This window comes from Rhodococcus sp. IEGM 1241 (assembly GCF_033142365.1).
GTDB lineage: Bacteria > Actinomycetota > Actinomycetes > Mycobacteriales > Mycobacteriaceae > Rhodococcus_F > Rhodococcus_F erythropolis.
In genome coordinates this window covers 1,048,751-1,061,686 of record NZ_JAWLSE010000001.1, presented here as the reverse complement: position 1 = coordinate 1,061,686, position 12,936 = coordinate 1,048,751, and the positions used below count along the sequence as shown (strand labels likewise).

Annotated in this window: 11 protein-coding genes; 6 read left to right on the top strand and 5 right to left on the bottom strand. The window is 62.0% G+C overall.

The window, feature by feature from the left end:
- Positions 1 to 28 precede the first annotated feature (28 nt).
- From R4P70_RS05085 to R4P70_RS05075, 3 genes are all read right to left on the bottom strand, one after another.
- Entirely contained in the window at positions 29 to 544 is a 516-nt protein-coding gene (locus R4P70_RS05085; protein WP_020970725.1) for a DUF6764 family protein, read from the bottom strand.
- Between the two features lie 78 nt (positions 545 to 622).
- On the bottom strand, positions 623 to 1,663 hold the full coding sequence (gene ligD, locus R4P70_RS05080) for a non-homologous end-joining DNA ligase (protein WP_042952883.1): 1,041 nt from the start codon (positions 1,661 to 1,663) through the stop codon (positions 623 to 625).
- Positions 1,663 to 2,709 (bottom strand): ATP-dependent DNA ligase, encoded by a 1,047-nt coding sequence (locus tag R4P70_RS05075; protein ID WP_019745225.1) that lies wholly within the window; start codon positions 2,707 to 2,709, stop codon positions 1,663 to 1,665. Before R4P70_RS05075 ends, ligD begins: the two co-directional genes overlap by 1 nt.
- A 109-nt stretch (positions 2,710 to 2,818) precedes the next feature.
- Here R4P70_RS05075 and R4P70_RS05070 point away from each other — a divergent pair, with 109 nt between their 5' ends.
- Entirely contained in the window at positions 2,819 to 3,436 is a 618-nt protein-coding gene (locus tag R4P70_RS05070) for a hypothetical protein (protein WP_019745226.1), read from the top strand.
- Positions 3,437 to 3,540: 104 nt separating this feature from the next.
- Here the strand turns inward: R4P70_RS05070 and R4P70_RS05065 are convergent, their stop codons facing one another.
- Both R4P70_RS05065 and R4P70_RS05060 read right to left on the bottom strand, forming a co-directional pair.
- Positions 3,541 to 4,692: a magnesium and cobalt transport protein CorA gene (locus R4P70_RS05065; RefSeq protein ID WP_007731382.1), complete on the bottom strand. Its 1,152-nt coding sequence runs from the start codon at positions 4,690 to 4,692 to the stop codon at positions 3,541 to 3,543.
- Between the two features lie 302 nt (positions 4,693 to 4,994).
- Positions 4,995 to 5,612 carry a TetR/AcrR family transcriptional regulator gene (locus R4P70_RS05060; RefSeq protein WP_317830479.1) on the bottom strand — a complete coding sequence of 206 codons (618 nt, stop codon included), beginning with the start codon at positions 5,610 to 5,612 and terminating at the stop codon, positions 4,995 to 4,997.
- A 100-nt stretch (positions 5,613 to 5,712) separates the two neighbouring features.
- Between R4P70_RS05060 and R4P70_RS05055 the strand changes: the two genes are divergently transcribed.
- The 5 genes from R4P70_RS05055 to R4P70_RS05035 all read left to right on the top strand — a co-directional run bounded on the left by R4P70_RS05055 (position 5,713) and on the right by R4P70_RS05035 (position 12,935).
- Positions 5,713 to 6,627, top strand: coding sequence for an SDR family NAD(P)-dependent oxidoreductase (locus R4P70_RS05055; RefSeq protein ID WP_019745228.1), 915 nt, complete (start codon positions 5,713 to 5,715; stop codon positions 6,625 to 6,627).
- Positions 6,628 to 6,676: 49 nt separating this feature from the next.
- On the top strand, positions 6,677 to 8,278 hold the full coding sequence (locus tag R4P70_RS05050; RefSeq protein ID WP_097388127.1) for a PucR family transcriptional regulator: 1,602 nt from the start codon (positions 6,677 to 6,679) through the stop codon (positions 8,276 to 8,278).
- A gap of 144 nt (positions 8,279 to 8,422) precedes the next feature.
- On the top strand, positions 8,423 to 10,027 hold the full coding sequence (locus tag R4P70_RS05045) for an ABC transporter substrate-binding protein (protein WP_020970729.1): 1,605 nt from the start codon (positions 8,423 to 8,425) through the stop codon (positions 10,025 to 10,027).
- Positions 10,028 to 10,254: 227 nt separating this feature from the next.
- Positions 10,255 to 11,856: an ABC transporter substrate-binding protein gene (locus R4P70_RS05040; RefSeq protein ID WP_019745231.1), complete on the top strand. Its 1,602-nt coding sequence runs from the start codon at positions 10,255 to 10,257 to the stop codon at positions 11,854 to 11,856.
- Positions 11,857 to 11,921: 65 nt separating this feature from the next.
- Positions 11,922 to 12,935 (top strand): ABC transporter permease, encoded by a 1,014-nt coding sequence (locus tag R4P70_RS05035; RefSeq protein WP_019745232.1) that lies wholly within the window; start codon positions 11,922 to 11,924, stop codon positions 12,933 to 12,935.
- The last annotated feature ends 1 nt before the right edge of the window (position 12,936 follow it).

The window sequence follows — 12,936 nt, the reverse complement described above, 5'->3', positions numbered from 1 at the left end:
ACGCAAGAGGCTCAGGACCGGGGTGCACTCACGGGGTGACCCACGTCGAAGTGCCGTCGCTGACACATCCCTGACCTGTGGCAAGGTTGAAAACAAGGGTGGGACCACCCGAGCAGATCGCCCCGACGTCCGCGTCACCCACCGCCGCTCTGCCGCCAGGTCCGCTGAGCACCACGGCAAAGGGTGAGGAGTCTGTGCGACCGAGTGCGAGCGAACCCGGGCCGTACGCAACGGCGGCAAGCAGCCCACCGCGCGACTCCGCTGCAGCAACGCCGCCGAAGAGTCCGACGCCCGCCGACCGGCCACCGTCTCGCGAATCGGCGACGCCGACGCCATCGCCCTCCACGTGTGAAATCGCGTAACTGGAGGGATCTGCCACCGCTCGGCATGCGGATGACCCGTCGACGATCGTCTGATCTTGGCCGCGCGCCGAACAATCCAGCGTCGCGGCCGACGCTGTTCCGCTACCGAGTGACAATCCGAAGGCGGCAAGAATCACGCCACCCGCCGCTAAGCCTGCTGCTCGCATTTTCCGGCGATCCATATCCAACCCCCACAGTGCATTCGACGTGACCGTACATTCGACGTCTAATCGAATTACCCGATATGTCCGCCTCTGACGCTACCCGTCTTTGTTCTTCCGATCGCGGTCCTTGCTCGGTTGAACTCGTTTGGGTTCACCGGGCATTTTGGGATAGTTCGGCGGGTACGGCAGATCGCCAAGTCCCGCCACCAGATCCTTCTCCCACATCTCCAACAGAACGTCGAGGGCAAAGGCCTTGTCGTGCATCGCTTCCATCGGATCACCACGATCGGCGAGCAAGCCGGGAACCGTGGCGATGGTGCAGTCGTCTGGATGCACGTCCCGCAGTTCGTCCCAGGTCACCGGCGTGGACACAGTTGCGATCGGCGTCTTACGAGCCGAATACGCCGCCGCGATCGTCCGGTCTCGGGCATTCTGATTGAAGTCGATGAAGATCCGTTCACCCCGCTCTTCCTTCCACCACGCGGTTGTGGCGCGATCGGCACTACGCCGTTCGACTTCACGGGCGAGGGCGATACCCGCGTGGCGGACCTCGACAAAATCCCAGCGCGCCTCGAGCGGGATGTAGACGTGAAGGCCTCGGCCACCGGACGTCTTGGGAAATCCTTCCAATCCCAACTCGGCGAGCAGAGGGCGAAGGACCTCGTCCGCGATGGCAACGGCCTCGTCGAACCCGGTCCCCGGTTGCGGATCGAGATCGATGCGGAGTTCGTCGGGGTGGTCGGTGTCCGGGCACCGCACGGCCCAGGGATGAAACGTGACAGTCCCGAGATTGGCGGCCCACACGATGTTCGCAGCACTTCGCACTCGAAGGACGTCAGCCTTGCGACCCGACGGGAACGTGACCTCGCAGGATTCGACGTGCTCGGGCCGCTTTGCCGGCAGCCGCTTCTGGTAAACCTCTTCGCCCTCGATGCCGTCGGGGAATCGCTGAAGATGCGTTGGCCGATCTTGGAGCGCCCGCAACGCTGCACCCTGCAGCGCCACCGTTCGGTAGTACTCGACAAGATGCCGTTTGGTTCCGCCGTCCTCACCCAACTGCGGATAGTAGATCTTGTCCGGGCTCGACAACCGGACCGCGATCCCGTCGACGTCCAGTTCCTCTGCGGGACTCGCCATCACTTACCACCTGCAAGAACATCCGCGAAGTCGTATCGCACCGGAACCTCCAACTGATCGAAAGTGCATTCGTCGGGCACCCTGTCCGGACGCCAGCGCAGGAACCGTGCGGCGTGCCGAAAGCGTTCCCCTTCCATCTGGTCGTACGCCACTTCCAGCACCCGCTCAGGACGAAGCGGAATCCAGGAGCGGTCTGCGGCCGATCTCCACCGGCTGGCCTCTCCCTCTGCCACAACGTCGTCCCCGAGGCGCAAAGGTTCGAGTTCGGCCAACAACTCGATCCGCCGCGCCGCGGTGAAAGCCGAAGCGCCACCGATCATCTTCAATTCGGAACCGTCGAACAGACCCAGAAGCATCGACCCGATACCCGGCTGGCTCTTGTGTGGACGGTAGCCCAGCAGTACGACATCCGCGGTCCTGGCGTGTTTCACCTTGATCATCTCGCGTTTGTTCGGCAGGTACGGTCCCGCCAGCTTCTTGGCGACAACCCCATCGAGGCCCGCGCCTTCGAAGGTTTCGAACCAGGCCATTGCTTCGGCGCTGTCGGCCGTCGCTGCCGTGACGTGGCAACTCGGCCCGCCACCGACGCAATCGAGGAGCAACGCACGTCGCACACCGAAGTCCTCGATCGAGACGTCGCGATCCCCGAGCGCCAGTAAATCGAACCCGACAAATTGCGCGGGCGTCTGTTCCGACAACAATGCGACGCGGCTCGCGGCGGGGTGAATCCGCTCGGAGAGCGCTTCCCAACTCAGGCGCGTCACACCGTCGATCTCACGGGGAACCACCAGTTCTCCGTCCACCACACATTTTTCGGGCAATTCAGACTTGACGGCTTCCACCGCCTCGGGAAAGTACCGCGCCAAGTCCTTTCCTCCTCGCGACCCGAGCACCACTTCGTCACCGTCACGAAAGATGATTGCTCGAAATCCGTCCCATTTCGGCTCGTACGACCACGTCGGGTCACCGGACTCGGGCTGAGGCGGCACAGTGGCCGCAGCCTTCGCGAGCATCGGGGCAAGCGGCGGCATCAGGGGTAGCTCCACCTACCCATACTGACAGTCCGGTTGGCAATTCGACTACCGATGTATTGGAATAGGTCCCGAACAATCTACGAACCAACAGAATTATCCAAGAATCAACAAAGGGGTCCTTATGTCCGGAATCGTCCGGCGACTTTGCACTGCGGTGATCGCAACTTCTGCAATCGCCGCCTTCACCGTCGGTTGCGGTTCCGACATCGAGCCGAAAGCCATTGCGGAATCATCTTCCTCGGTTGCCGATTCGACCACTACGTCCGCAGCCCCGACCACCTCGAAGATCACCGGCCAGGAGGGTTCGGACGACGGCGGCGACGTCGACATCGACGTGTCGATCGGTGATTGCGTCAAGCTCGGCGGTACCACGACGGCCGCGGAAATCGACAACGCGGACTGCGGTAGCAAGGATTCCAACTACAAGGTGGTCGCCAAGGTTCCCACCTCTGATCAGTGTGCCTCCGATGTCGACTCGTACTACTACGAGACCCTCGCGGGTGACGAGCAGGGCGCTGTCTGTCTCGACGTCGACTGGGTAGTCGGCGGATGCATGGACCTCGGCAGCGGAATGGACGAGCCCGCCCGCATCGAATGCTCGGATACCAGCGGCACCAATGTAGTCGAGGTCGTCGAAATCCTGCAGAACTCCACGTCGATCGACGAATGCGGTTCGGGGGCAGACTCGGGATTCGAGCACCCGGAACGTAAGTTCACGGTCTGCGTCGCAACGCTCTGATTCGAGCGCCCTCCCGAAAAACACCTGTGCGCCTTGCCAACCGATCTCGGTTGGCAAGGCGCACAGCGCTTTCTACAGCCAGTGCCTTCTACAACCAGCGCTTTCTACAACCAGCCCCGACGTTTGAAGATCGTGTAGAGACTTCCACACGTCAAGAACATCATCGAGAGCGCAAACGGATAGCCCAAGTGCCAGTGCAGTTCCGGCATGTCGTCGAAGTTCATTCCGTACACGGTTCCGATAAGCGTCGGCGCGAAGAGAATTGCCGCCCACGCCGAGACCTTCTTGATCTCCTCGTTCTGCGCGTAGCTCGCCTGCGTCAGATTGCGCATCTCCTCGTTCTGGTTCTGCGACACCAGAGTTGCGTTCACCGTGAGGATGTTTCCGAGCAACTGACGAAAGCCGTCGGCCCGCTCCACCACAGTCGTCGCATGGTCGGTGACGTCGCGGAGGTAACGCTGGAGTTCCTCGTCCGTGTGGTACTTGTCGAACCCCGCCGACAACCCACGCAGCATTCCCAGCAGCGGACGCGTCGCCCGCTGGAATTCGATCACCTCACGGGTCAGTTCGTAGATGCGACGCGAAACTCCGGGATCGCCACTGAACACTTCGGTTTCGATCTCGTCGATGTCGTTCTGCAGGCCGGCCACCACCGGGGCGTACCCGTCGACGACTGCGTCGAGAATGGCGTAGAGAACGGCCTCGGTACCCAACCGCAACAGGTCAGGATCGTTCTCCATGCGAGTCCGCACCGCCGAGAGATCCGGCGATTCACTGTGACGGACGGTCAGAATGAAGTTCGGACCACAGAAGATGTGCAACTCGCCGAATTCGACCCGCTCGGTCTCGTCGCGGTACCGCGCAGCACGCAGGACCACGAACAGTGTCTTGCCGTAGCGCTCGAGCTTGGGGCGCTGGTGCGCGACAATCGCATCCTCGACCGCCAGTTCGTGGAGGTCGAAATGTTGTGCAGCGGCATACAACTGGGCGTCGTCGGGCCGGTACATGCCGATCCACGCCATCGACTGCGAATCCGGAAGGCATGACAGTGCTTCCGCCAGCGTGGACGGCGACGCTATCCGCTCGCCGTCGCGGTACACGCCACTGTTGACGACGGTCGATTCGACGGGCGCCACCGCCTCGGGCGGGGCAGCCTTGACGACGGTGCGTGCGGCACGCGAGTGCCCGGGATGTGAGTCACCGAGACCCGCGGAACGACGTGGCAGTACCGACCGTGAACGACGAAATTCGCGCATGCTGAACAGCTTTCGAGGGAAGAGTGAACGACGACGCTTGCTTCACAGCAAAGCCGAAGCCGATGAACACACGATGAAGCTGCAGCAAAATACCGGAACAACCCGGGCGGCTACAGCTTCAGTTGGTACTCGGAGGTTGGCCACGCATTACAGCCACACCTCCTCTTCCCTGAATTCCTACGCAAGTCCGCGCACGACGCCAACATGCTACCCCGACTGTCAGAGCGGGACAAACCGAACGACAAGCCGCAGGACAGCACGAACCGGTCGGAGGAAACCCGCTCGACGAATGCAGCTTTCAGTCAGTTCGCAGCGCGCAATCCGCCGATCAAGAGTTCGACGATCTGGTCCGCCAACGACTCCGTCTCCGCCAAAGTCTGCCCTTCACGCCTTCGGTACCAGAGGTCGATGCCGTTGAGACTGCTGAGGAGTATTTTTGCCGCCATTCGCGGCGAGCTCGCACGAATGGAACCATCCGCGACACCTTCGGTCATCACGTCGACGAACAGATTCTCGTAGTCGAGTCGCAGCGAATTCAGTTCCACGAGGACTTGCTGTTGCCTCGGCTTGAGCGCGGAGTTCATCTGGCCCCGGACACCTTGGTGGATCGTGTGGTGGTACCCGAGATGTGTCATGAGATTGACCAGGTGGGCGTGCGACATCGCTTCGAGACGCGCGAGGCCGCTGTCTGGCCCGTCGATCCGAGACTCGACCTCCGCGCGGAGCAGGCTCATCCCGCGCTCGTAGATTGCCAGGTAGATGTCGAACTTCGAACGAAAGTGGTAGTAGACAAGACCTTTGGTGGCCCCGATTCGATCGGCCAGCAAATCCATGGTCGTGGCCGCGTAACCGTCTTCGGCAAAGGCGTCGGCGGCGCTGGTGATGATCGCGGATCGCACGTCCGGAAGATCACTACTCATTCGACTTCCACTCCCATTCGCACTGCCTGCCGGCCCTTGACTGTTTCCACGCTATCGCATAGTAATACTGAGTAGTATCCCAGATCAGAGAGGTTTTCCAATGTCGTTGGATTTTTCCGGCAAGGTAGCGATCATCACAGGCGCAGGCGGCGGACTCGGCCGTTCACATGCATTGGCCCTCGCCGCACGCGGCGCACGCGTCGTCGTCAACGACATGGGTGGCTCGGTCAACGGCAGTGGCGGCGCTGATACCGCAGCAGCGAAGGTAGTGGCGGAAATCGTCGAGCTGGGTGGCGAGGCCATCGCGGACCACTGCGACATCACCGACGTCGACGCCGTCGCCGCCATGGTCGCGACGGCGGTGGACAAGTGGGGCCGCGTGGACATCCTGATCAACAACGCCGGAATCCTGCGCGACAAGTCGTTCATCAAGGCCGAGCTCGACGACTTCCGCAAAGTCATCGACGTGCATCTGATGGGTTCCGTCATCTGTTCCAAGGCAGTCTGGCCGCACATGGTCGAACAGAACTACGGACGCATCCTCATGACCACGTCGGCGTCGGGAATTTACGGCAACTTCGGCCAGGCAAACTACGGCGCCGCGAAGTCCGGCGTCGTCGGCCTGATGAACGTTCTCGCCATCGAGGGCGAACGCAAGGGCATCCGCGTCAACTCGCTGGCCCCGACCGCCGCGACCCGCATGACCGAAGACCTCCTCGACGAGAAGACTCTCGCTCTGCTTGCACCCGAATCGATTTCACCCGGCGCACTGTTCATGGTCTCCGATGACGCACCGACCAAAACCATCCTCAGCGCCGGTGCCGGTGTCTTCGCGATCGCTCGCATGGAAGAGTCGCAGGGCGTGTACATCCCCGAAGGCGCACTCTCCCCTGAGGTCGTCGCCGAACGGTGGTCCGAGATCAGTGACATGACCAATTCCGTCCAGGTGCCCGCGGCGTTCGATCAGACCCGCCGGTTCGTCGAGAAAGCTGTAGCCGAGCAGCCGGCCAACTGAGCAGGGCAACCAGCCGACTGATCGATCCTGCTCCCCCTAAGGTGTGGTGGTGACCACACCAACGGGAGTTTCGATCGTCGACATCGTCGACAGACTGGGAATGACGTTCCTCAGCGGAGGCGACACCGTCGACGACGCCCGCACTGTCAGCCGAGTGACCCTGCACGAAGGGTCCGGAGTCACGCAAGGCAGTGCGGGCGCCGTCGTGCTCGGCGCAGGACTGGCCGAGTCGGCCGACATTGCCACTGCAGTAAAAGAATACGGTTCGGCCGGAGCCGTCGCGCTGATCGTCAGGGAGCCATTGGCCGTCGACGAAAGCGTCGCACGGGCGGTCGCCGAAGCCGATATCGCACTACTGGGAATGGTCAAGGATGCAAGCTGGCTGCAAAGTGCGTCGCTGATCAACGAGATCCTCGAATCCGGCAACAACGGGGACCGCACGTCCGCCGCCGACGCCGACCTGTTCGATCTTGCCAACTCGATCGCTCAGGTATTGAACGGCCCGGTCACCATCGAGAATCAGTCGAGCCGGATCCTCGCGTTTTCGGCGGATCAAGCCTTCGGTGACGAGGCACGTAAGCAGAGCGTCCTCGGACATCAAGTGCCGCAGCACTATTCCGACCGGCTCAGGTCAATGGGGTACTTCAACAAGATCTACGGCTCTACCCTGCCGGTATTTCTACCGGGTATCGGGCCGGGCATCAGGCCCCGGGTCGGCATGCGAATACATGCGGCATCACAGATCCTCGGTTCGATCTGGGTGATCTTGGACGAGGAGCCGAACGAATTGCAGGTCAAAACGCTCGTCGAGGCGGCGGGCGTAGCCGCGATGAGCTTGCTTCGCGCCAAGCTGGCCGCCGATTCCGCACGACGGCTGAGGTTGGGCGAGGTGATCACGCTACTGAGTGGCGGCACTTCGGCCAAGGAAGCGGCCGAGCGACTGGGCTACGGCCGCTCGAAAGCAAACGTACTTGCGGCCGGCTTCCGTAGCGGCGCCGGCGCATCGTTTGAGGCCGAAGCCGACGTCGATCAACTGGCCCTGACACTCAATACCTATCTCGACCAAGTATTTCCGTTGTCGGTGGCGGCAGCGATCGGCGGCACCGTCTACGCCGTCATCCCACACACCCGGCACCAGACCGACGACGACTACGTGCGTCGGATCGCGTCGGAGTTTGCAGACCGTTCCCGTTCGGAAAAGTCGGTGGTCATCGGAATCGGTGCGACAGTGGCCGACGTGATGACGCTGGAGAAGTCACGCGACGAAGCCGACCGAGCGCTTCGCGTTCTGAGGTCGACGTGGAATTCCTCGGGCCGGACCGTCGCGCGCGCCGACGACGTGCAGATCAATTCCCTACTTCTGCGCCTCTCCGACGCCCTGGCGGACGAGAACGAGACCGCGTCGGGTCCGCTCGCGGTACTGCGTGAGTACGACCGCACTCACGACATCAACCTCGTGGACACCCTTCGAGCCTGGCTCGACACGTTCGGCGACATTCCGGCGGCTGCGTCGTTGGTTCACATCCACGTCAACACGTTTCGATACCGCCTCAAGAAGCTTGCCGGGATTGCCGGAATCGATCTCGATGATCCGGAAACTCGATTCAGCCTGATGCTCCAGCTTCGTCTCTTCTATCCGACAGCGTTGTAGCGATCTACCAAGTCTCACGAAACATTCGTAAATCCGGACGATGTTCTCCTCCTTTTGTTGAGTGAGGATTCAAGCAATCGTTTTTTGCTCCTGACCCGACAGACCTCGCGTCACTCGGGCGGGACTACACCTTCCGGAGGCACCATGAAACAACGGTCCTACGCACTGCTGGCTGCGGCAACTGGCACCGTTCTTGCCCTGACCGCGTGCTCATCGGGTGGCTCGTCGGGTTCGGGTTCGGGTGGGGGTGAACCCGTCACGGACGGCACCTTCAAATTGGCTCTCGTGGCCGACCCCGGCGCTCTGAATCCGCTGATGACGGCCGCATCGCCGGCGCACCAGCTGGCGCGTCTGAGCTACGACTATCTGCTCCACCCGGATCCCGATACCGGTGTCACCAAGCCATGGCTCGCCGAGAAATGGGAAGAGACAACCACTTCCGCGTCCTTCACCATTCGCGACGGCGTCACCTGTACCGACGGATCCGCTCTGACTGCCCAGACTGTCGCCGACAACGTCAACTTCATCACCAACGCAGCAAACAAATCTGCTCTCCGCGGGGTGTACGCACCGGCAACTGCGAGCGCCACCGCCGACCCGGCGACACGGACAGTGACGGTCACGACTCCGGAGCCCTCTCCGTTCCTGCTTCTCAACCTGGCGCGAATACCGATCATGTGCGAGGCCGGGTTGAAGGATCCGACGGCGGCAAACAAGACGACCTTCGGGTCGGGCATGTTCCAGATGACAGAGGCAGTCGCCAACGATCATTACTCCTACGTTCGGCGCGACGGCTACAACTGGGGACCGGACGGCACCACCTCGGATACGGCCGGAGTACCCAAGAATGTCGTCGCGTCCATCATCACGAACAACAGCACAGCGGCCAACCAGGTGTTGTCCGGCGATCTGAATGCCGCAGCAGTTTCCGGCCCCGACCAGGATCGCATGAACGCCGCGAACCTGGACACCGTCAAGCAGCCTGCTCCGGCGGGCGAGATGTTCTTCAACCACAGTCCCGGTAATCCGACGAGCGATCCTGCCGTCCGCAAGGCTCTGGTCCAGGCTCTCAATCTCGACGACCTCGCCGAGATCTTCACGGCCGGTCGCGGAACCAGATCGACCACGATGGTGTCCATCGAACCGCGGGCCTGCATCTACGACTCTGTCGCCGGAAACCTGCCGGACTTCGATACCAGTGCAGCCGCAGCAACTCTCGAGTCTGCGGGCTGGAAGGTCGGCGCGGACGGTAAGCGCAGCAAGGACGGCACACCGCTCCGAATTCGGATGGTCTACGAGACGTTCGGTGACGCGACCGATGCTGCCGCCGACGTCGCGGTCAACGCGTGGAACGACCTGGGCGCCACCATTGAACTCACCAGTGGAGACTCGAACAAGATTCTCGATGTAGCACTCAGCGGCAAGGACAACACGGCGTGGGATGTTGTGTGGGAGCCGATCAACGTCGCGCTGCCCAGCATGCTGGTCCCCTTCCTCTCCGGTCCTGTGCCCGCTGCGGGAATGAATTTTGCGTCGATCTCCAACCCGGCCTACGACGCAGCCGTCACCAAGGCTTCCGGGCTGACGGGCGAGGACGCTTGTGCCGCTTGGGCAGACGCCGAGTCCGAGATCATCAAAGCAAACTCGGCGGTACCTTTTGCCGACAAGATCACGACTCTCTACTTCAACAATGCGGGTCTTGCATTCGGCCGCAATTTCATCGGTTCGGCCCTGCGCCTGTACCAGTAGACCGCCGGTAGCGACCGGGGAAATCGTCGTGTTTCGCCGGTCGCTGTCGGTATACGGACAGGTATTCACCGATCCAGGCGGTTTTCGTGGGAGCGGACGAAAATCGACCCGATTTTCGTGAGGATCGACAGAGATGCGCGTCACGTCATGCGCCAAGATTTAGCAGTCAACACTCAATCGCGCCCTCACGTTTTTCGCTCGGGCCCCAGCTCCATCCCGGAGGCACCATGAAACACCGCTCCTATCCAACACTTGCGGCAGCCGCAGGGCTCACGCTTGTGTTGTCTGCTTGTGGCTCGGGAGGCACGTCCTCGGGCGCCAGTGGCGGTGAACCGGCCACGGACGGGACCTTCCGTTTCGCCCTGCAGGCCGATCCGGGCGCACTCAACCCGATCATGTCGGCCTCTCAGGCAACCGCCGAGTTGTCTCGTTTGGCCTACGACTACCTGATCTACCAGGATCCCGATACCAGCGAAGTCGGACCGTGGTTGGCGGAGAAGTGGGAAGAGACCCCGACCTCGGCGTCCTTCACCATCCGTGACGGGGTGACCTGTACCGACGGATCGACGCTGACTTCCCAGACCGTCGCGGACAACATCAACTTCGTGGCCAATCCGGACAACGGTTCACAGTTGCGCGGGTCCTCCGTTCCGACCGGTGCCACAGCAACCGCCGATCCGGCAGCGCGCACCGTCACGGTGACCACTGCGGCGCCGAGCCCGTTCCTGCTTCTCAACGTCGGTCGACTGCCGATCCTGTGCGAGGCCGGGCTGAAAGATCCGACAGCATCGAACAAGAAGTCGCTCGGCACCGGCATGTTCGAAGTCACCGAAGTCGCCGCCAACGACCACTACACGTTCCAGCGACGTGATGGCTACAACTGGGGCCCCGACGGCACCGCTTCCGATACCCCCGGCGTCCCCAAGACGGTCATCGCCGCCATGGCACCGAACGTGAGCACCGCCGCAAATCAGCTTCTCTCGGGTGAACTCAATGCAGCTCCGATCGCCGGGCCGGACAAGGACCGCGTCGCGGCAGCCAATCTGGACTCGGTTGGCCGGCCGGTGCCCGCAGGCCAGATGTACTTCAACCAGATCGCCAGCAACCCCACCAGTGATCCGGCAGTGCGCAAGGCGCTGATCCAAGCGGTCAATCTCGACGACCTCACTCAGGTCATCACCGCCGGAAACGGGGTCCGGGCAACCAGTCTCGTCGCCGTCGAACCGCGCGCCTGTGTCTACGACTCTGTCGCAGGCAACATTCCGGACTTCGACCTCACAGCTGCAAAGGCAACACTGGACGGCGCTGGTTGGACTGCCGGCGCTGACGGCAAGCGAAGCAAGGATGGCAAGCCGCTCAATCTCCGCCTCGTGTACGACGGCACCGACGATCCGCGCAACGCGGCGGCCGAACTTGCTCAGTCGGCGTGGTCCGAACTCGGCGCAAACGTCGAGGTGACCGGTGGTGACTCGAACAAGATCATCGACGTCATTCTGAGCGGCAAGGACAACTCTGCCTGGGACATCGCCTGGGTCCAGATCAACTCCTCGCTGCCCAGCACGTTCACCGCGTACTTTGCCGGGCCGGTTCCCGCAGCAGGCAAGAATTTCGGATCGGTCAGCAACCCCGCCTACGAAGCAGCAGCCACCAAGGCTTCCGGTCTGACCGGTAGCGACGCTTGTGACGCTTGGGCCGACGCCGAGTCGGAGCTCACCAAGACGATCGCGGCCGTGCCCTTCGCGGATTCCGTCATGAACGTGTACTTCAACAAGGCCGGACTCTCATTCGGTAAGACGCTCACCGGTTCTGCGTTGCGTCTCTACCAGTAAGTCGTTTTCCCGCTCAGCATCTCTTCCCGCCCTGCATCTGTTCCCGCCCTCCGGAAAGACAGCCCATGAGTCAAACTATTGAAGCCGCGAAACCAGAAGCGGCGCCTCAGGCTCGAGCAAAGTGGCTCGAGTCCGACAGCTGGCCCGCATATCTTCTGCGTCGTTTCGGCACCTTCGTGATTTCACTCTGGGCGCTGGTGACTGCGGCGTTCCTGATGCTCCAACTGATTCCGGGCGACCCGGTTCGGTTGGCTCTGGGAATGAACGCACCGGTCGAACTGGTCGAGACAACGAGGTCTCAGCTCGGTTACGACCTTCCCTTGTGGCAGCAGTACTTCCGATTCGTCGGCGGGTTGCTGAGCGGGAATCCCGGTGACTCGATCACCTTGAGGACTCCGGTCTTCGAGGTGATCGCGTCCCGCCTCCCTGCAACACTCGAACTGGCTGTACTCACAGTCGTCACGGTGCTGCTACTGGGCATTCCGATCGGCCTCATCTTCGCTGCACTGACCCGCAACGGTCGACGACGCGGAGTCGAGATCGGTTACACCGCAACGTCAGGCACCATCGCCGTGATCCCCGAGTTCATGTTCGGTACGGCGCTGGTCTACCTCTTTGCCGTCACGTTCCCTGTTCTGCCCGTCGCCGGCCGCGGTGGACCGGAAAGCTACATCCTCCCGGTCGCGGCCATGTCGATCGGTGCCATCGCCTCGATGTCGCGCATCGTCCGTGCAGAGGCACTCGGCGTGTTGGACATGGACTACATCCGTACGGCGCGCGCCAAGCGAATGCCCGTGGCACGAATCTACTTCCGTCATGCAATGCCCAACCTCATGACGTCGACGCTGACGCTCGCCGGACTCCTCCTGGGTGGTCTGATTGCCGGCACCGTGCTCATCGAGAGCATCTTCGCCTGGCCCGGTATGGGCATGGCGCTGGTCAAGTCCATCACCGAGAAGGACTACCCGCTCGCCCAGACACTGGTCGTGATCTACGGCGCCATCGTCCTTCTCATCAATTTCATCGTCGACGTGGTGCTCGCTCTCATCGACCCACGATCCACAATTCGGGAGAACTGAG